Below are 18,737 nucleotides of genomic sequence, written 5' to 3'. Positions count from 1 at the left end.
GGCGGCACGCGGGCACGACTGGGGCCCGGCCCCCTCCTGCTGCGCCCGCGCCCGGGTGATCGGCGGGTCCTCGGCGCACAACGGTTGCTGGGCCATGCTCGGCGCGCCCGCCGACTACGACGCCTGGGCGGCGTACTCCGGCGGCTCATGGGACCACTCCGCACTGCGCCCGTACCTGCGACGGGCGATGAGCCGGCTGCGAGTGCGGCCCGTGGCACCGCCCGACCGCAGCGCCTGGCACGAGGCGGTGATCGAGGCGGGGCGCGCGCTCGGCCTGCCGGACCTGGAGGACGTCAACGCCGAGCACGAGCGCGAAGGCATGGGCTGGGTGCCGCTGAACGCCGTGGGCGGTACCCGCTGGCACACCGCGTCCGCCTACCTGGACCCGGCGCGCGATCGCCCGAACCTCCAGGTCGTGGCCCGGGCCCTCGCCGCACGGCTGGAGTTCGCCGGCGACCGGGCGACCGGGCTGGTCGTGGCGGGCGAGGACGGCGAGCGGCTGCTGACCGCCGACACGGTCGTCCTGTGCTGCGGGACGTACGGCAACCCGCCCCTGCTGATGCGCAGCGGGGTCGGCCCCGAGGCGGTGCTGCGCGGGCTCGGCGCGCCGGTCCTGCACCCGCGCGACGGCGTCGGGGAGAACCTCGTCGACCACGGCTCGCTCGGCCTCATACTGGACCCGCTGGAGGGCCTGCACGCCGCGATGCCGGACGCGGCCGAGTCCTACTTCGCCCAGACGGTGATCAAGGCGCGTTCCAGTGTGGCCCGCGACGAGTTCTGGGACATCCACATCGTGCCGTCGGCCGGGCCGGCCGAGGACGCGCAGGGCTACTACAACGGGCCGCTGTCGGCCGGGTTCTACGTGTCCGCGATGGCCCCGGACGCACGCGGCAGCGTACGGGCCGCGTCGCTGGACCCGGAGGCGCAGCCGGTGATCGAGCACGGCTTCTTCACGGACGCCGGGGGCCACGACCGGCAGGTGGTGCTCGACGGAATCGACCTGGCGCACGACCTGGCGCGCGGCGAACGGCTGGCCGGTCTCGCCGGGCTGACGCCGTGGCCGGCCGAGCGCCGCGAGCAGGCGTCGGTGCTCGCCGGCGCGAGCGGTTACTGGCATCCGGTCGGGACCTGTGCGATGGGCCCCGAGCGGGACCCCCTGGCCGTCGCGGACGAGCGCGGCCGCGTGCACGGCCTGGAGAACGTCTACGTCGCCGACGCGTCGCTGATGCCCGTCATCCCCCGGGCGAACACCCACCTGACGACCGTGGCGGTCGCCGACCGGCTCGGCGACCTGCTGGCCGCCGCCCTGAGCGGCGCGCGCGGAAGGAGTGAGGCCGGATGAAGGTCGGTCTGCTGTCCCCCAGCATGCCGCCGTTCGACTCGCCGGAGGCGGCTCGCCTGATCGCGACGCTCGCCGAGCGGTACGGCGCGCACTCGCTGTGGGTGCCGGAGCACGTCGTGCTGCCCGCCTCCTACGACACGCCCTATCCCTACTCCGGCGACGGGCGCATGCCGGTGCCGGCCGAGTGGCCCTACCCCGACCCGCTCGCGTGGCTCGGCTACGTCGCCGGGCTGACCTCCACGGTGCGGCTGGTCACCGGGATGCTGATCCTGCCGCAGCGCAACCCGGTGGTGCTGGCCAAGGAGACCGCGACCATCGACTTCCTGTCGGGCGGGCGGCTGTCGCTCGGCGTGGGCCTCGGCTGGTTCCGCGAGGAGTTCGAGGCCGTGGGCGTCGGCTTCGACGACCGGGTCGCCCGGTTCGAGGAGTACGTCGGGGTGCTCCGCGCGCTGTGGAGCGATGAGGACTTCGACGGGCGCTACCACCGGCTGAAGGGCGTGCGCTGCCGCCCGGCGCCGGCGCGGCCGGGCGGTATCCCGCTGATCATGGGCGGGCACAGCATCGAGGCGGCCCGCCGCGCGGGATGGCTGGCCGACGGGTTCTTCCCCGCCGTCGCCGACCCGGCACCGCTGTTCGCCGAGTGCCGGCGGGCCGCGGAGGCGGCGGGCCGTGACCCGGACGGCATCGAACTGGTCGCCGAGGCCTCCCCGGCGACCGCCGAGCGCGCGTCGGAGCTGCGGGCGATGGGTGTCTCGGTCGTGCTGGTCTACCCGCCCCAGGTGCCGGCGGACGAGCTGACCGACGCCTTCGCCGACTTCGCCGACCGGACCCTGGCGTCGCTCGCCGCGCTCTGAGGTGACCTCGGCCGGCGCATCGGAGACGTCATGTACCGGCCATCCCGCGGCCATCGGCGCGTCTTCCGGCGGTCGATCACGGCGCGGAAGATCACCGCTAAATGCGGCGGATACTCTCGATCGCGCTGGCGGTGGTCCTCCTCGCCGGCGTGGTGATCACGCTTCTTCGGAGCCACGGCTCCTCCCACGGGACCACAACGGTCCACGGCGTCATCGGCTCGGAGAAAGAGGCGTTCTTCGCCGACCCCGCGGTGCGGAAGGCGTTCGCCCGCGCCGGGCTCGACGTGGAGGTCGACCCGGCCGGGTCGCGCCAGATCGCCACCTCCGTCGACCTGAGCCGGTACGACTTCGCCTTCCCCTCCAGCGCGCCGGCGGCCGACCGGATCCAGCAGCAGCGGCACGTCACGGCCAGGTACGCGCCGTTCGCCTCGCCGATGGCGATCGCGACGTTCCAGCCGATCGCCGACCTCCTGTCCGGGGCCGGCGTCGCGAAGCGGCAGGGCCCGGTGTGGACGTTCGACGTCGCGCGCTATCTCGGCCTGGTCGCCCGGCACACGCGCTGGGACCAGCTCGCGCACAACACGGCGTACCCGGTCCGCCGGGACATCCTGGTCTCCACGACCGACCCGCGCAGCTCCAACTCGGCCGCGATGTACCTGGCCATCGCCTCGTACGTGGCCAACGGCGACGCGGTCGTGCGGGGCGCGGCGGAGGAGCGCCGGGTGCTGCCCACGTTGACGAGCCTGTTCGTCGACCAGGGCTACACCGACAACACCACCGAGGGCCCGTTCGCGGACTACCTGTCCCTCGGCATGGGCAAGTCGCCGCTGGTCTGCGTCTATGAGGCGCAGTTCGTCGACGCCGCCGTACGGGGTCTGCTCAAGGCGGGGATGGTGCTCATGTACCCCACGCCGACCGTGCAGTCCCGGCACACCCTGATCCCGTTCGACGACCGGGGCGACCGCGTCGGACGCCTGCTGAGCACCGACCCGGAGCTTCAGCGGCTCGCCGCCCTGCACGGCTTCCGCACCGCGGACCCGGCGCGTTTCGCGACGGTGACCGCCGACCATCACGTGCCCGTCCGCACCGACCTGATCGACGTGGTCGACACCCCCTCGTACGACACCCTCGAACACCTGCTCGCCGGGGTCGCCAAGGCGTACGGGTGAACGCCTCCACGAAAGAGAGAACCCTGATGGCAGAGACCGGTGACCTCTTCCTGTCACCGCCCGAGCCCGTCGCCGCCGTACCGGCGGAACGGGCCGAGACCCTCATCCCCCTCGACGACGCGACGCGCGAGGCCCTGTCCGAACGGGCGCGTGCCTACGTGGACGACCTCGCCGCGCTCGACCCGCGCAGCCCGGAGTTCCTGACCAGGATCGGGCAGGTGTCCGGCCTCGGGGCCGGCGAGATGCGCTCGTCGGCGCAGGCCGCGAACCGGATGCTGAACCGCTCCGTCGCCGCCCTCTCCGGGGCCAAGGGCGAGTCGGCCGACGCCCAGAAGCGCGTGGCCGGCGGCCTGGTGGAGCTGCGTCGCACGGTCGAGGACCTCGACCCGAAGGACGCGGGCAGGCTCACCGGCCGCAAGCTGCTGGCCAAGCTTCCCTTCGGCAGGTCCCTGCGGGACCTCGTCTCCCGCTACCAGTCCGCGAACGTCAACATCAACAAGATCGTCGCCACCCTGCGGTCGGGCCAGGACGAGCTGCGCCGGGACAACGCCGCCATTCAGAACGAGCGCACCGCGCTGTGGGCCACGATGGGCAAGCTCCAGGAGTACGCGGTGCTCGCCTCGGCCCTGGACGCCGCGGTCGAGGAGCGGATCCGCCAGACACCCGACGAGGAGAAGGCGAACGCCCTGCGCTCCGACGTGCTGTTCCCCGTACGCCAGCGCCACCAAGACATCCTCACCCAGCTCGCCGTCTGCGCCCAGGGCTATCTGGCGCTGGACACCGTGCGCCGCAACAACGAAGAGCTGGTCAAGGGCGTGGACCGGGCCGCGACCACCACCGTGTCGGCCCTGCGCATCGCCGTCACCATCGCCGCCGCCCTGTCCAGCCAGAAGCTCGTGATCGAGCAGGTCAACGCGTTGCGGGGCACGACCGAGGACATCATCCGTACGAACGCCGAGATGCTCGAGAGCCAGAGCGGCGAGATCCAGCGCATCGCGGCCGACCCGGCAGTCGGGCTGGAGACGCTGCGCAAGTCGTTCGAGCAGATCTACCGGACGATCGACACGATCGACGCCTACAAGGCGCAGGCGGTGGAGAACATGCAGTCCACCGTCGAGGCGCTGGGCGCCGAGATGACCCGGGCGAGCGCCCACCTCGCCCGCGCGCGCGACCGGGGCGAACTCGCGTGAGGGGGTGGCGGCTCGCGGCGGTCGCGGGCGCGCTGAGCCTGGTCGCCGCCTGCACCGGCGGCGGCGACTCCGGCGGCCGGGGCGGCACGGTACGGATCCTGGCGGGCAGCGAACTGGCCGACATGCGGCCGATCCTCGACCAGGCCGAGAAGGACATCGGGGTCACCGTCAAGCTCGACTACACCGGCACGCTCGCCGGGGTCCAGCAGGTGCTCGACGGCTCGGCGGGCCGCGACCACGACGCGATCTGGTTCTCCTCCAACCGCTACCTGGCCCTCCATCCGGCCGCGCAGGGCCGGCTCGGCCCCTCGGTCAAGATCATGTCCTCGCCCGTGCTGCTCGGGCTGCGGGCGTCGGCCGCGCACCGGCTCGGCTGGGACCGGACGCGGCCGACCTGGACCGCGATCTCCGGCGCCGCGGCGGCGGGGAGGTTCACGTACGGCATGACGAACCCGGTGTCGTCCAACTCGGGGTTCTCCGCGCTCGTCGGCGTGGCCGCGGCGCTCTCCGGCACCGGGGCGGCCCTCGACGCGTCGGCCATCGACCGGGTCGCGCCGAGTCTGCGCGGGTTCTTCTCGGCCCAGCGGATCACCTCCGGCTCCTCCGGCTGGCTCTCCGACACGTACGCCGCCGACCCGGGCCGGGCGGACGGCCTGGTCAACTACGAGTCCGTGCTGCTGACGCTGAACGCCGCGCACCGGCTGCCCGAGCCGCTCACCCTCGTCCATCCGGCCGACGGCGTGGTCACCGCCGACTACCCGCTGACCCGGCTGTCCTCGGCCTCGCAGCCGGCCGCGGAGGCCCTGCGCTCGCTCACCGACTACCTGCGACGGCCCGCCGTCCAGCGGCGCATCATGACGCTGACGCACCGCCGGCCGACCGTGCCCGAGGTACGGCCCGGCGCGGAGTTCGGGGCCCAGCCGCCGGAACTGCCGTTCCCCGCCCGCGCCGAGGCCGCCGACGCGCTGATCGACGCGTACTTCAACCGCCTGCGCCGGCCCGCCCGCACCGTCTACGTCCTGGACGTGTCCGGGTCGATGCGGGGCGCCCGGCTGACGGCGCTGAAGGCGGCACTGGCCGCGCTGACCGGGGTGGACACGTCCCTGTCCGGGCGTTTCCAGCGGTTCCACGACCGTGAGCAGGTGACGCTGCTGCCCTTCAGCAGCAGACCCGGGCGGCCCACGACGTACGTCCTGCCCGCGACCGGATCCGCGGCGGCGCTGGCGAGGATCCGTTCCGACACGGAGAGGCTGACCGCCGGGGGCAGCACCGCGATCTACGAGAGCCTGGAGAAGGCGTACTCGGTGATCGGCGCGCCTTCCGCGACGGACCGGATCACCTCGATCGTGCTCATGTCGGACGGGGAGAGCAACCAGGGCGACTCGTTCGCCGACTTCGGCTCCTGGTACGGACGGCAGCCGCTCGCGCTGCGGCGCGTCCCGGTGTTCCCGATCCTGTTCGGGGAGTCGGCGACGGGTGAGATGAACGCCCTCGCGGCGCTCACCCACGGCCGGACCTTCGACGCCCGGCTCCAGTCGCTGTCCGCCGTCTTCGGGGAGATCCGTGGCTACCAGTAGGTGGTGGCGGTATCTCGGATCGGCCAAGAACCTCGTCGGCTGCGTGGCCGGACTCGCCGGATTGGGCCTGCACCTCGCCGGGCCGGCCGGGGCGTACTGGCCGGTCGTCGTGGCCGGCCTGTACGGCGCGGGGGCGCTCATCACACCGCCGGAGAAGGTCCGCCTCGTGATCGACGACACCGTCGCCGAGACGTCGCGGCTGCGCACGGACCTGGACGGCCTGGTCGCCCGGGTCCCGGCGCACCGGCTGCCGGCACCGGCGGTGGAACGGCTCGAGGAGATCACGGCGATGCTGCGCGACGTGCTGGAACGCTCGGACCTGCTCAGCGTCTCGCCGGACGCGCTGTACGAGGTCTCGCGGGCCGTCCGCACCGACCTGCCGACGAGCCTGGAGTCCTACCTCAACCTCCCGCGGTGGTACGGTGCGCGGCATGGCGGCGACGCCGCAGAGGAGCTGACCGCCCAGCTGTCCCTGATCGCCGCCTCGGTGTCCAGGACGGCCGGAGAGGTCTACGCGTCCGAGGAGCGCCGGATGCGCGACCACACGCGTTATCTGCGCGACCGGGACGCCGGACCACCGCCCGTCTGACATCGTCCGTGCAACTGTCAGTACGGCTGTCAGCGCCTTTTCCTCCGCCATCGCCGCCGATCGGGCCGAGTGAGCGCGACGACTTGACGTGGCGTGTCAGGCCGTTAGAGCCTTGGGGGCAGACCGCCCGCGCGACCGGGCGGCCAGGCCAGCAGTGCGGCTCTTCGTCCCCGACTCCGAGGCGGCTCGTCGATGCCCTCCATGACCCGTTCTCCGCTCTCGGTCACCAAGGTGGCCGGGGTGACGGTGGGAACGTTCCCGGCCGAGGCCGACACCTCCAACGCGGCCGAGATCCGCGACCAGTTGGTGCACCTGCTCAACGCCGGCCCCCTGGTGGTGGACCTGACGGCCACCGAGTTCTGCGACTGCTCCTGCGTCGGCGCCATCCTGCGCGCCGGGCGGGAGGCGGCCGCCCGGCGTACCCGGATCTGCCTGGTCCTGCCGCTCGAGGGCCCGGTCCGCCGGATCGCCGCCATGACCGGCCTCGACCGGCACCTGCCGGTCGAGACCAGCGTCGCCGGCGCCGGCCGTACGCTCGGCGCCGTCCCCCGCTGAACCCTCGCCGCACCCGCAGCCGTGTTCTTCGTGGAGACCGGCCGCGGTCACGGGGAGGGCACGTGGAGGACACCGGCTACGACGGCTGGGCCGACCTCGCCGCACAGCGGCGTGCCGAGGACGAGGCTCTCGTCCGCGAGTACGCCGCGGGCGACGGCCGCGGCCTGGACATGCGCCCGGTGCGCGGGTTCGTACGGCACGTTCGCCGCGACATCGGGCCGAAGGGCGTCATCTCACGCGTCCAGATGACGATGCGGGAACGCGGCCACGAGATCGTCGTCTGGTACTACTTCCCGCAGAAGGGCGTGCGTGCCTCCGCCCCGCAGACGGCCACGACCACGCAGCCGGGTCCCGGCGCGGCGCCGAGTCCTGCCGGCGACGGCCTGGCCGCGCTCGCCCGGCCCTCGGTCACACCCCCGGCATCGCCGTCCCGGCCGTCGTCCACCCCGGCGACGGACGGAACGGCCACGGCCTCCGGCTGACGCGCCCCGGCGAGACGTTCGGGGCTTTGACACGGGCCCCTGAGGCGTGTTTCGAAGTCCCCCTTCACGGGACACTCCCCGCCCTCTCACGGGACACTCCCCTGAGCTTGTTCCGTTTTAGCGGACACTTTTGGTGTGGTGGCCAGGCTGCGAGTGGGGCCTCGTACTCGGCGGGGCTGCGGTAGCCGAGGCTGCTGTGCAGTCGGTGCGAGTTTTACCAGCCCTCGATGAAATCGAAGATGGTGGTGCGGGCGGCGGCCCGGCTGGGCCATGTGGTGTTGGCGAGGAGTTCGCGTTTGATGGTGGCGAAGAACGACTCGGCGAGTGCGTTGTCCCAGCATTGTCCGGTGCGGCCGACCGACAGCCGGATTCCGGGCTCCTTGGCCAGTGCGGCGAAGTGCTGGCTGGTGTACTGGCAGCCGCGGTCGGAGTGGAAGATCACCGGGCGGGTGGGACGACGCTGCCGGCAGGCGGCTGTGAGGGCATCGGCGACCAGCCCGGTCCGTAGGTGATCGGCGGTTGCCCAGCCGACCACGCGCCGGGAGGCGATGTCGATGACCGTGGCCAGGTAGAGCCAGCCCTCCTCGGTTGGGGATGTAGGTGATGTCGCCGCACCAGCGGGCATCTGGGCCGGTGGAGCCGGGCTGGAAGTCCCGGGCGATGAGGTCGGGCCGGACGCCGGCCCCAGGATCGGGGAGCGTTGTCAGATGCCGTGGTCTGCGGCGCCGGCCGGCCGGTCCGGCGGCACGCATCAGCCGCGCGACACGGCGGCGGCCGCACCCGGCGCCCTCGCGCTTGAGCGCGGCGTGGATGCGTGGGGCTCCGTAGGTTCCGCGCGATTTCGTGTGGACCTGGGTGATCTGCTCGGTCAGTTCGGCATCGCGCACTGCGCGGGGACCGGGCTTGCCGGTGCGACGAGCGTAGAAGGCGGTCCGGGAGACCTTCATTAGTTACACGCCCGTTTGACGCTGTGACCTGCCTTCTTCTCCGCCTCGGTGAACGGGTGCACCGTCACCGGGTCTCCTTGGCGAAGAAAGCCGTGGCCCGCTTGAGGATGTCGACGTCCTCGCGCAGCCGGCGGTTCTCCGCCCGCAGCGCGGCCAGCTCCTCACGTTCGCCGCTGGTCAGACCCTCACGCTCGCCCGCGTCGACCTCGGCCTGTTCACCCGCTCACGCACCGCGGTCTCGGTGAGATCGAAGTCCTTGGCGACCTGGCCGACCGAGCGGTCACCACGCCGGCACAACTCGACGATCTCGGCCTTGAACTCCGGCGTGAACGAGGCGAGGCTTCTCCTTCCCCATGCTCTCCATGATGGACATCCTTCCGGGGCCGAACCCCTGATCTCAGATGTCCGTCAAAACGGATCAAGCCCACCCCGCCCTCCCAGGGGGCGCCGACCCCACTTCCATTGTCAGCCACCCCACACACCAAAGAAAGACCACACCCACGGCTGTGGAAAACCCACGACCCAACCGAGACAGGCCCTAACGCCGCGTGGTGAACTCGGTGCTGCATGGATCGCCTCGGTGGCGCGGGCGTACGCAGATCCACTCATCGCCGACGCGGCGTACGAGGTGGTCCTCGCGCTCGACCAGCAGGAGGAGGACGTCGGCCAGGACGGCCTGATCGGTGGCGACCATGGGTCGATTCTCCCAGCCGCCACTGACAGTTTTCGGGCTAAAACCCCCGGTCAGCCGCCCATCGCGCCCCTCTCTGCCGGGGGCGCCGGAGGCGCCGTCGATACGATGCGTCCCATGAGATTCGCCATCGCGATCCCGCAGTTCTTCTCCGACGGCGCCTTCGATCCGGGCGCGTTCCGCGCCTATCTCACCCGCGCCGAAGAACTCGGCTTCGAGAGTGCGTGGGCGCAGGAGCATCTGCTGGGGCCCTATCCGGCGCTCCGGCCGATCGAGACGATGACCTACGCGGCCGCCTGCACCGAGCGGCTGCGGCTCGGCTGCGCCGTGTTCGTGTCCACGCTCCACAATCCGGTACACCTGGCACAGAGCCTGAGCACACTCGACCAGCTGAGCCGGGGCCGGGTCGAGGTCGGCGTCGGCACCGGCGGCAAGAGACGGCCCTTCGCCGCCTTCGAGGTCGATCCCGGCCGGTACGTCGCGCGCTTCCACGAAGGGCTCGAGGTGATGAGGGCGCTCTGGAGCGAGCCGAGCGTCACGTTCGCCGGGGAGTTCTGGCAGCTCGAGGGCGCGACGCTGGAGCCGAAGCCGTTCCAAAAGCCCTTCCCGCCCGTCTGGTACGGCGGCTCCGGCCAGAACCTGCTGCGCCGTGCCGTACGGCACGGCCACGGCTTCTTCGGCGCCGGCTCCTCCCCCACGGCCGCGTTCGCCGACCAGGTCCGGACCGTACGCGAGGCGCTCGCCGAGGAGGGACGGCCCGAAGAGGACTTCGCCATCGCCAAGCGGGTCTACGTCGCCGTCGACGACGACGCCGACCGGGCGCGCGCCCGGATCGACACCGAACTGGAGCGGCTGTACGGCCGCCGTTCGGCGGACATCGAGAGCGCCGCCGCCGTGGGCACCCCGGACGACTGCGTCCGCGAGCTGCGCCGGGTCGCCGAGGCCGGCGCGGAACTCATCCTATTCACCCCGATGTTCGACCAGGCCGAGCAGATGGAGCGCCTCGCCGAGACGGTCATCCCCCGGCTCACGGGACAGCACGCCTAAGTCTTCTGAGCCATGATTTCTGTTCAGATATGTGAGCTTGCGGAATGCTCGTACGGGACGGCCTGAAGCCGAGTTGACGCTCTGGCCGGTGGCGGGCTCGGTTCATTGAGCACCGGATCGCCGGTCTGGGTGACATGCCGCGTTCGGGCGGACCCAGGACGGTCACCGACGAACAGGTCGCCGCGGTGGTCACCCAGCCCCTGCGGGCCACGCCAAAGAACGCCACGCGCTGGTCGACCCGGTCCATGGCCAAGGGAATGAGCCTGTCGCAGTCGGCCGTCTCGCGGATCTGGCGGGCCTTCGGCCTGCAGCCGCACCGCTCGCAGACATCCAAGCTCTCGACGGACCCGTACTTCGTCGACCCGGAACCACGCCCCTCTTCGCCGCCCTCAACGCCGCCAATCGGCTCACCGCACCGCAGGCACCGGGCCACCGAGTTCAAAAGTCCTTGATCCAGCTCGACCACGAGATTTCAGCGGGCCCAGACGTCCATCTGGTGCTGGACACACCATCCATATCGCAGTGATCAACGAGTGGCTGTGATGCCGATGGCGTGACGCATCAGGACATCCGAGCGCTGTTCGGCTGAGCGTGGTCAACGATGGCAGCGCGACGTCGGGGCCGAAAGGCCCCGGTCAGTGAAGACCATCCTGTTCGTACGTCACACTCGTGAAGCTGCCGGTTCGAAGATCATCCGGGGAGACCATGACGCGCTCGAACCCGCCGTCGTGGTCGTCGCCGTCCAAGAGGTGGCCCGGAAGCGTGAGCAGATGCGCGTAGCCCTCTTCTCGTTTTCCTGGCCACTGGTCGATGAGCGGCCAGCCGAACGCCTGAGCGTCTCCGGGTCGGTACCCCAGCTTCTCCGAGCAGAATCCACTCCAGACCCTGCCGAACCTCACGTCCGGACCGAGCATCCGGTCGTCGTCGAAGTCCGGCAGAGCACGAAAGTCGAACGTTTTCACGATCGGATCATTGGACTCCCCCACCAGCGACGGCAGGGTGACGATGGGGGCGGCGTTCAGCGGTCGCCGGTCGAGGACCTGGGCCGGCCGCGGAGCCGCGACCTCGATCGCGCGCGGTGGAGAGGCGAGTACGATCTGGCAATCCCCGGGCTGGTCGCGTTGGCCCCACCAGCCTTCGTAGGGCTCCATCAGCTCGGCGAATCGGTCGTCCTCCCGGCACTTAAAGTCAGGCTGGAGCCAGAACACATTGACCAGGCCGAGCCGCGTGGGCAGGTGGTCGCCCAGCCATGGCGCAAGCTCGTCGGTGTCCAGCACCGCGACCAGGCTGAGCGGGAAACCTCCTCGGGTCTGCGGCCACGGGGTTCCCGGTTCCAACAGTGCGGGCCCGCCAACGTGACATCGGCCGGTCGGCGACACGTCGTCGCGAGCGGGGGCAAGACTAAATTCCGGCCTGGCCAGCGCGGCAAGCCGTGCACCCAGAACCTCTCCCAGATGCTCGACGCACAACGCCTGGATCTCGGCCAAGGCGCCCTCGTAATTCATGATCCGATTACAGCGGTGAGGCGCCTCCGCATGCGGTCGCTTTGAAACACGCCCGAGGAGGCAGGACCTGGCGTCGGCCGCCGGCTCGTACCCGTGTCCGGAGCGGCCCGCGCCGCCGAAAATGGTCGACCGGTCCCGGAGCCATCCCCTTTGGCCCGGGACCGGTCGATTGGTGCCGCCGCGGCCGGTGCGATCCACCACCGGGCGGCGCTGAACGAGCAAGCCCTACCCCATTGTCGGGCCCGCCCTCCTTGGTCCTGGTGTCGACTCGGTCTTTGGTCGTCGACGCCGATATCCGTCTCAAGGACGGTGAGCCGCGGATTCTTCGGATCGTTTGACCGCGCAACGATCGGCGCCGGCCCTCAGGAGCGCCTTGGCGCCTCCCCTCGCCCTGCGGGAGCCGCGGTCACCCACCGCAGCCGCTCGATCGGTAGCCCCTCGTCGCCGCAGCCGCCCCGGATGTGCTCGACGGCCCGCGGAAGCACGACGTCGCGTACGGCGCGGCCCCGCTCGGTGAGCACCAGGTGCGTCACGCGCCGGTCCCAGGTGTCCTCGACCCGCGTCACCAGGCCGCGCGTCACCAGGCGGTCGACCAGGCGGGTGAGCCCGCTGGGCGAGAGCTCGACGTCCTTGGCCAGCCGCGCCGCCGCGTCGTCGCGCGTCCGTCGTGCCGGCGGGACCGTCGGGATCACCGAGAGGACGTGCATCTCGGTGAGGTTGAGCCGATGCTCCGCTCGGAGCCAGCCGTCGAGGCGGCGCAGCCGCGAATGGATGCGATGCAGGGTTCCGATGAGGTCACCGTCGTCGTCCGGCTCGGCCTGCGCCTTCGGCGCGGCGAGGCGCCGGGAATCCGCCTGCCGGTTCTGCGCCGCCTGCCGCGCCCGGAACATCTCCCGCGCGCGCTCGACCGCGTACTCGGTCACGAGCCCTCCTTCGCCGGAGGACGGACCGGGCGTGCCGTGCCGTCGCCTCGCTCATCCCGTTCGCTCATGACCTGCCTCCCCCGAGTGCTCTGAGTCAGGCAACTTCCCGCTGATCGCTACATATTCCCAGTTCAGGCGATATGTCTCACTCTGCGGACACGCGGTGATCACCGACCGTCACCGCCGTCACAGGCATGCCCGGTGGTTGACAGCGGGCGCACAAACGGGGCAGAAGACCCGGCACGTCCACCCCTGGCGCTTCCAGGGCGGCCGGAGCACTAGGGTGAAACGCGTGTCGGAGTCGTTGCCGCGTCGGCTGCCCCGGGGGCGGCACGCGCTGTCGCGAGATGAACTGGAACGCGTCCAGCGCGCGCGGCTGTGCGTGGCGATGGCCGAGGTGATGGCCGAAAAGGGATACGTGGCCACCTCGGTCGCCGACGTGCTCGCCCGGTCGGGAGTGTCGCGGCAGACCTTCTACCAGGTGTTCGACTCCAAGCTGGACTGCTTCATGACCGCGTTCGAGTTCGCGGGCGACCTGCTGATGGAGCGGCTGCTGGAGAAGGTCGGCGCCGACGAGAACGGCCTGCTCGCGCCCGATGCCGCAGGCGATCCGGTGCGGCGGTTCGAGCTGACCTTCACCGCCTACCTTGAGGCGCTCGCCGCCGAACTCCCCTACACCCGCCTGTTCCTGGTCGAGGTGTACGCCGCCGGGTCCGCCGCCGTCCAGCGCCGGAGCCGGCTGCAGGCCACCATCACGACGCTGCTCGCCGACCTGATGGGCGTCACCGACGACGCGGGCCGGTTCACCTGCCAGATGATCGTCGCGGCGACCAGCGCCATGGTGACCAACGCGGTCGCCGACAACGACGTCGCGGCGCTACGCGCCGTCGGCCCGCCGCTGATCGACCACGTCCGTACCCTCTGGAACGCCGGCGCGTTCGGACACCAGACCGAGCGATCCTCACGGTGACGGCAGGCGCCACGCCTCCCGCGTGAGCCGACGCCGACGCCGACGGCACTGCCGCAGAGCCGGGACACCGGCGCCGTTCACTCCCCGTACTCGCGGAGCAGGCCTCGGCTGATGATGGTCTTCTGGATCTCGCTGGTGCCCTCGCCGATCAGCAGGAACGGCGCCTCGCGCATCAGGCGCTCGATCTCGTACTCCTTCGAGTAGCCGTAGCCGCCGTGGATCCTGAAGGCGTCCTGGGTGACCTCCATGCAGTACTCGGAGGCGAGCAGCTTCGCCATCCCGGCCTCGACGTCGTTGCGCTCCCCCGAGTCCTTCAGCCGCGCCGCGTTCACCATCATCAGGTGGGCGGCCTCCACCTTGGTCGCCATCTCCGCGAGCTTGAAGGCGATCGCCTGGTGACCGGCGATGGGGCGGCCGAACGCCCGGCGTTCCCGTGCGTACGCCACGGCCAGCTCGAACGCCCGGACGGCGATGCCGCAGGCGCGTGCCGCGACGTTGACCCGGCCGACCTCGATGCCGTCCATCATCTGGCGGAAGCCGGCGCCGGGCTCGGCGCCGAGGACCGTGTCCGCGCCGACGCGGAGGCCGGCGAAGACCGCCTCCGTGGTGTCGACGCCCTTGTAACCCATCTTTTCGATCTTGCCGGGGATGGTCAGTCCGGGCAGGACCTCGCCGAAGCCCTCCGGTTTCTCGATCAGGAACGCGGTCAGGTTGTCGTGCGGCCGCCGCGCGCCCTCGTCCGTACGGGCCAGCAGGGCGATGAGGTTCGCGCTGCCGCCGTTGGTCAGCCACATCTTCGTGCCGTCGATGACGTACTCGTCGCCGTCCCGCCGGGCATGCGTCCTGATCGCCGCGACGTCGGAGCCGAGCTCCGGTTCGGACATCGAGAACGCCCCGCGAACGGCTCCCTCCGCCATCCTCGGCAGGTAGTGCCGCCTCTGCGCCTCCGTGCCGTACCGCCGCAGCATGTACGCGACGATGAAGTGCGTATTGATCACGCCGGAGACGCTCATCCAGCCTCGCGCGATCTCCTCGACGACGAGCGCGTACGTGAGGAGTGACTCGCCGAGCCCGCCGTACTCCTCCGGGATCATCAGGCCGAACAGCCCGAGCCGCCGCATCCCGTCGACGATGTCCTGGGGATAGGTGTCGGAGCGCTCCAGTTCCCGTGCGCAGGGAAGGATCTCCTTGCCGACGAAGTCCCGTACGGTGTGCAGGATCTCCTGCTGGACATCGGTGAGCCCGGCGGTCTGGGCGAGTCGTACCATCGCGTTTCCTGTCTCCGTCAGCGGCGATCAAAGGTCGGGAGACGCTCCACGGATCACGCCCGCCTCCGACAGGCGGGAGAGGTCGGCCGGCGTGAGGCCGAGCACATCGGAGAGCACCTCGTGGGTGTGCGCGCCCAGGCGGGGCGCGGCGACCGGGGGGACCGAGCCGAGGTCGGACCAGCGCAGCGGGTTGCCGGCCGAGGCGACCGCTCCGGCCCCCGGCTGCTCCACCTGCGCGATCAGGGGGTTCCCTCGCTCCCGTTCGACGACTTCGGTGAACGTCCGGTACGGGCCCCACAGTACGCGTGCGGCGTCGAGCTCGCGGCCCGCCTCCTCGGCCGTACGGTCCTCGAACCACGGTCGCAGGATGGGCTCGATCATCTTCCGCCAGCGGTATCGGTCGGCGTCCTGGGAGAAGTCGGCCCGCAGCGCCTCCTCCATCGCCGCGAACACCTTCTCGGTGCCGGTGACCCGGCACAGGGAACGCCACTGCGACGCGGTCAGCGCCACGACCATGACACGTCTCCCGTCGCGGGCCGGGAAGTCGACCCCGAAGGCACCGTAGAGGTGGTTGCCCTGCTTGGGACGGTCACGGCCGGTCAGCTGGGCCTCGGCCAGCCAGCCCAGGTTGGCGACGCTCGCCAGCGCCACGTCGGCGAGCGCGAGCTCGATGAGACCGCCGCGTCCGGTCCGCTGCCGCCGGTGCAACGCCGCCAGGAGCCCGGTGGTCGCCGTCATGCCGGTCAGCAGGTCCCAGGCCGGCAGGACGTGGTTGACCGGCGTCGCGGTCGTCTCGGGGCCGGTCACGCCGGGTACCCCGGTCGCGGCGTTCACCGTGTAGTCGACGGCCGGCCGGCCGTCCGCGTGGCCCTGAATGCGCAGGTGGATCAGGTCGGGACGCTTCTTCGCGAGCGTCTCGTAGGACAGCCACGCGCGGCCCGTGTTCTCCAGGAGGATCCCGGCCTGCGGGCCGGGCGTGGTGATCAACGCGGTGACCAGCTCCCGCCCCTCGGGCGCGGACAGGTCGACGGTCACCGAACGCTTCCCCTTGTTGAGGCCGTTCCAGTACAGGCTCCCGCCCGGCGGGGCGACCGGCCAGCGCCGGTGGTCGGGCCCGCCGCCGATCGGGTCGACGCGGATGACGTCCGCGCCCAGCTGCGCCAGAGCCATGCCGCCGGACGGGCCCGCGACGAAGGTCGCGCACTCGACCACGCGCACCCCCGCGAGCGGCCGGTCCTGGTCCGTGTCCGTACTCACCCGTGCGCCTTCCGTCGAGGGGCCATCGCGGCGGTCAGGCCCTCGTTGTCTCCCGAGGTTCTTCGAGCGTCCGGATCGCCGACGCCGTCAGGCTCAGGCGGATGTGGTTCCGCATCAGCGCCGCGACTCCGTCCGCGTCGCCGTCATCGATCATCTCCACCATCGTGTGGTGTTCCCGATGATCGCGCATCCGGGGCTCCTCGCCCGGGGGGAGCCGCAGGCCCATCCTCCGGTAACGGTCGCACTTGTCCCAGATCCCGTCGAGAAGCTCGATCAGCCGCTCGTTGTGCGACGCGACGTACACGGCGCGGTGGAACTCCCGGTGCGCGACCACGGCCTCTTCGCCCCATTCCCGCGGGACCGGGCGGAGACGGCCGGCGGCATGACGCATCGCCTCGATGTCCGCGCGGGTGCGGCGCCTCGCCGCGAGCTCCGCGCCCGAGGGGTCGAGCGACATGCGGATCTCCAGCAGCTCACGGGCCTCCCTGGCGTGCAGCGGCGCCACCCGCGCGTCGCGGTGCACGTCCAGCTCGACCAGGCCCTCGCCCTTGAGCCGCCGGAGGGCCTCGCGCAGCGGGGTGATGCTCATGTGCAGCGACGCGGCCAGGTCGTACTGGGCGAGCACCGAGCCGGGCGGCAGCTCACCGGAGAGGATGCGGTCGCGGATCTCCGCGTACGCCGCGTCGCTCTTACTCAGGAAGACGTTGGCCCCGCCCATCCCCACCAGCCTTCTAATCGCATCCCGCTCCTGCCGTCGAGCCGCACAGCAGCCTAGCATTCCGCCATATCTTATAAATTATGAGGAACTGACGCCATCCCACGGCGACGCGCCGACGCGACCTTTCGGTACTTTCCCGGCGATCATGGCGGCCCTACGATTCCGCGCGTCAAAGGGCGCGAGAACCTCACCGAGCGGGATGGTCATGACTACAGAGACGACAGACGACGGTCTACTCCGGATGGACCGGCTGCCGATGGCCGACGACCGAGGTGAGGGCTATGCGATCCTGCGCGCGGCCGGACCCGTGGTCCGGTCCGACGCCGGATACCTCGTCACGACGCGAAAGCTGGCCGAGCACGTCTTCAAGAACCCCGGGACCTTCTCGTCCAAGAAGGCCTTCGACACGCTCGGCAGCCCCGTCCCGCTGGTGCCCCTCGCCTTCGACCCGCCCGCCCACACCCGGTACCGGCGCCTGCTCCAGCCGTTCTTCACCCCCCGCGCGGCCGCGGCCATGGAGCAGACGGTGCGCAAAGAGGTGGGCGCGCTCATCGACAGCGTGGCCGGGCGTGGTTCCTGCGACGTGGTCACCGAGCTCGCGCAGCCGATACCGGCCACGGTGTTCCTCTCCCTCTTCGGAATGCCCGCGCACGACCTCGATCGCCTCCTCGCCTGGCGTGAGGTCATCATCCGGATGGCCGACCTGTCCGGAGCCGGCGAGGCGCCTCCCGAGGTGATGCGGTCGGCGGGCGAGCTGTACGCCTACGTCGCCGCGCACGTCGCCGAGTGCCGGGCCGGCCGGGCCGACGGCCTCCTGCGCGACCTGTTCGAGAACGACTCGGCGGACGAACCGTTCACCGACGAAGAGGCCATCGGCCTGTGCTTCCTCTTCGTCCTGGCCGGCACCGACTCTGTGACGAACGCGCTGAGCCTGATGTTCGCCAAGCTGGCCACGCGCCCGGAGCTGCGCCGCCGGCTCGCCGAGGACCCCTCCGCCGTTCCGGTCGCGGTCGAGGAGATGCTGCGGATCGACCCGGCCAACGCCGTCGTCCCCCGGGTGACCACCAAGGACGTCGTCCTGGAGGGCGTGCACATCCCGGCGGGCGCCACCGTGGGGGTGGCCGTCGGCGCCGCCAACCGCGACCCCAGGGAACTGGACGACCCGGACGCCTTCGACCCGAGCCGCGAGTACAACAACCTCACCTGGGGCAGCGGACCGCACCGCTGCCTCGGCGTCCACCTGGCCCGCACGCAGCTGCGCGTCGTCCTGGAGGAGTGGCACCGCCGCATCCCGGAGTATCGGCTGGCCCCCGGCGCCCGGCCCCAGGTGATCTGGCCGACGGGCGTCATCGGCATCAACAGCGTCCCGGTCGTGTTCCCGGCGGCCCCCTGAGCCGGGCGGAGAGGTCGGCGTGACCGGCCGCGCCCTCACCGCGGCGCACGAGGGGATCAGGGCCCGGACGGCCGTGACGCCTCCGTCATTCGGCGCAGCGGGTCAGGCGTACCTCGTCGAGTTCGCGGGTGACGGTGCCGGCGGTCACGTCTCCCGCCTCCAGGACCCGTGTGTTGGCACGGGCGACCGCCGTGGCCAGCCGCAGCCGGCCGGCGGTGTTCCCCGGCCGCGCCGGGTCCCGGCCGAACGCGCCGAGCCGG

The 18,737-nt window shown here is 71.5% G+C and carries 19 protein-coding genes and 3 pseudogenes; 12 read left to right on the top strand and 10 right to left on the bottom strand.

Annotated features, from left to right (window positions below):
• From ACFFNX_RS32250 to ACFFNX_RS32215, 8 genes are all read left to right on the top strand, one after another.
• A partial coding sequence (locus tag ACFFNX_RS32250) for a GMC family oxidoreductase (protein WP_378209649.1) occupies window positions 1-1,342 on the top strand: 1,342 nt, incomplete at its 5' end.
• Entirely contained in the window at window positions 1,339-2,196 is an 858-nt protein-coding gene (locus ACFFNX_RS32245; protein ID WP_378209648.1) for a TIGR03619 family F420-dependent LLM class oxidoreductase, read from the top strand. The genes ACFFNX_RS32250 and ACFFNX_RS32245, both read left to right, overlap by 4 nt.
• A 101-nt stretch (window positions 2,197-2,297) precedes the next feature.
• Window positions 2,298-3,365, top strand: a complete 1,068-nt coding sequence (locus ACFFNX_RS32240; RefSeq protein WP_378209647.1) for a hypothetical protein — start codon at window positions 2,298-2,300, stop codon at window positions 3,363-3,365.
• A 26-nt stretch (window positions 3,366-3,391) separates the two neighbouring features.
• Entirely contained in the window at window positions 3,392-4,555 is a 1,164-nt protein-coding gene (locus tag ACFFNX_RS32235) for a toxic anion resistance protein (protein WP_378209646.1), read from the top strand.
• Window positions 4,552-6,132, top strand: coding sequence for a vWA domain-containing protein (locus ACFFNX_RS32230; protein WP_378209645.1), 1,581 nt, complete (start codon window positions 4,552-4,554; stop codon window positions 6,130-6,132). Before ACFFNX_RS32235 ends, ACFFNX_RS32230 begins: the two co-directional genes overlap by 4 nt.
• The gene (locus ACFFNX_RS32225; protein ID WP_378209644.1) at window positions 6,119-6,721 is read left to right on the top strand and encodes a hypothetical protein; all 603 of its coding nucleotides are present in this window, start codon (window positions 6,119-6,121) and stop codon (window positions 6,719-6,721) included. The genes ACFFNX_RS32230 and ACFFNX_RS32225 overlap by 14 nt, the downstream gene beginning before the upstream one ends.
• Window positions 6,722-6,922: 201 nt before the next feature.
• Complete coding sequence (locus ACFFNX_RS32220) at window positions 6,923-7,276, top strand: STAS domain-containing protein (protein ID WP_378209643.1); 354 nt, start codon at window positions 6,923-6,925, stop codon at window positions 7,274-7,276.
• A 62-nt stretch (window positions 7,277-7,338) separates the two neighbouring features.
• Window positions 7,339-7,758, top strand: a complete 420-nt coding sequence (locus ACFFNX_RS32215) for a hypothetical protein (protein ID WP_378209642.1) — start codon at window positions 7,339-7,341, stop codon at window positions 7,756-7,758.
• Between the two features lie 214 nt (window positions 7,759-7,972).
• Here the strand turns inward: ACFFNX_RS32215 and ACFFNX_RS32210 are convergent, their stop codons facing one another.
• The 5 genes and pseudogenes from ACFFNX_RS32210 to ACFFNX_RS32195 all read right to left on the bottom strand — a co-directional run bounded on the left by ACFFNX_RS32210 (window position 7,973) and on the right by ACFFNX_RS32195 (window position 9,399).
• On the bottom strand, window positions 7,973-8,383 hold the full coding sequence (locus tag ACFFNX_RS32210; protein WP_378209641.1) for a DDE-type integrase/transposase/recombinase: 411 nt from the start codon (window positions 8,381-8,383) through the stop codon (window positions 7,973-7,975).
• 97 nt (window positions 8,384-8,480) lie between these two features.
• A pseudogene (locus ACFFNX_RS32205) lies at window positions 8,481-8,705 on the bottom strand (IS3 family transposase); the annotation flags it as partial.
• A 67-nt stretch (window positions 8,706-8,772) separates the two neighbouring features.
• A pseudogene (locus ACFFNX_RS52415) lies at window positions 8,773-8,919 on the bottom strand (transposase); the annotation flags it as partial.
• A complete protein-coding gene (locus tag ACFFNX_RS52410) occupies window positions 8,883-9,002 on the bottom strand; it encodes a hypothetical protein (RefSeq protein WP_446678537.1) in 120 nt (39 codons plus the stop codon). The gene ACFFNX_RS52410 and the pseudogene ACFFNX_RS52415, both read right to left, overlap by 37 nt.
• A 241-nt stretch (window positions 9,003-9,243) precedes the next feature.
• On the bottom strand, window positions 9,244-9,399 hold the full coding sequence (locus ACFFNX_RS32195; RefSeq protein WP_378209640.1) for a hypothetical protein: 156 nt from the start codon (window positions 9,397-9,399) through the stop codon (window positions 9,244-9,246).
• Between the two features lie 114 nt (window positions 9,400-9,513).
• Between ACFFNX_RS32195 and ACFFNX_RS32190 the strand changes: the two genes are divergently transcribed.
• Window positions 9,514-10,443 carry an LLM class flavin-dependent oxidoreductase gene (locus ACFFNX_RS32190; protein WP_378209639.1) on the top strand — a complete coding sequence of 310 codons (930 nt, stop codon included), beginning with the start codon at window positions 9,514-9,516 and terminating at the stop codon, window positions 10,441-10,443.
• Window positions 10,444-10,541: 98 nt separating this feature from the next.
• Window positions 10,542-10,895, top strand: a pseudogene (locus tag ACFFNX_RS32185) (helix-turn-helix domain-containing protein); the annotation flags it as partial.
• A 183-nt stretch (window positions 10,896-11,078) separates the two neighbouring features.
• Here ACFFNX_RS32185 and ACFFNX_RS32180 read toward each other — a convergent pair.
• Together ACFFNX_RS32180 and ACFFNX_RS32175 are read right to left on the bottom strand one after the other, a co-directional pair.
• Window positions 11,079-11,930, bottom strand: a complete 852-nt coding sequence (locus tag ACFFNX_RS32180) for a DUF1963 domain-containing protein (RefSeq protein WP_378209638.1) — start codon at window positions 11,928-11,930, stop codon at window positions 11,079-11,081.
• A gap of 380 nt (window positions 11,931-12,310) precedes the next feature.
• Complete coding sequence (locus ACFFNX_RS32175) at window positions 12,311-12,871, bottom strand: MarR family winged helix-turn-helix transcriptional regulator (RefSeq protein WP_378209637.1); 561 nt, start codon at window positions 12,869-12,871, stop codon at window positions 12,311-12,313.
• A 292-nt stretch (window positions 12,872-13,163) separates the two neighbouring features.
• Between ACFFNX_RS32175 and ACFFNX_RS32170 the strand changes: the two genes are divergently transcribed.
• Window positions 13,164-13,841 carry a TetR/AcrR family transcriptional regulator gene (locus ACFFNX_RS32170; protein WP_378209636.1) on the top strand — a complete coding sequence of 226 codons (678 nt, stop codon included), beginning with the start codon at window positions 13,164-13,166 and terminating at the stop codon, window positions 13,839-13,841.
• Between the two features lie 77 nt (window positions 13,842-13,918).
• Here the strand turns inward: ACFFNX_RS32170 and ACFFNX_RS32165 are convergent, their stop codons facing one another.
• Genes ACFFNX_RS32165 through ACFFNX_RS32155 form a run of 3 tightly spaced genes read right to left on the bottom strand, consistent with a single transcriptional unit; the run spans window position 13,919 to window position 17,084 of the window.
• Entirely contained in the window at window positions 13,919-15,109 is a 1,191-nt protein-coding gene (locus ACFFNX_RS32165; protein WP_378209635.1) for an acyl-CoA dehydrogenase family protein, read from the bottom strand.
• A gap of 27 nt (window positions 15,110-15,136) precedes the next feature.
• Window positions 15,137-16,366: a CoA transferase gene (locus ACFFNX_RS32160; protein WP_378209634.1), complete on the bottom strand. Its 1,230-nt coding sequence runs from the start codon at window positions 16,364-16,366 to the stop codon at window positions 15,137-15,139.
• 34 nt (window positions 16,367-16,400) lie between these two features.
• Window positions 16,401-17,084: a GntR family transcriptional regulator gene (locus ACFFNX_RS32155; protein ID WP_378209633.1), complete on the bottom strand. Its 684-nt coding sequence runs from the start codon at window positions 17,082-17,084 to the stop codon at window positions 16,401-16,403.
• Between the two features lie 256 nt (window positions 17,085-17,340).
• Between ACFFNX_RS32155 and ACFFNX_RS32150 the strand changes: the two genes are divergently transcribed.
• Window positions 17,341-18,477 (top strand): cytochrome P450, encoded by a 1,137-nt coding sequence (locus ACFFNX_RS32150; protein WP_378209632.1) that lies wholly within the window; start codon window positions 17,341-17,343, stop codon window positions 18,475-18,477.
• The last annotated feature ends 260 nt before the right edge of the window (window positions 18,478-18,737 follow it).

It is taken from the genome of Actinoallomurus acaciae, assembly GCF_042429965.1.
Taxonomy (GTDB): Bacteria; Actinomycetota; Actinomycetes; order Streptosporangiales; family Streptosporangiaceae; genus Actinoallomurus; species Actinoallomurus acaciae.
Note: the sequence above shows the minus strand (reverse complement) of the source record. Positions and strands in the feature narration are given on the sequence as shown.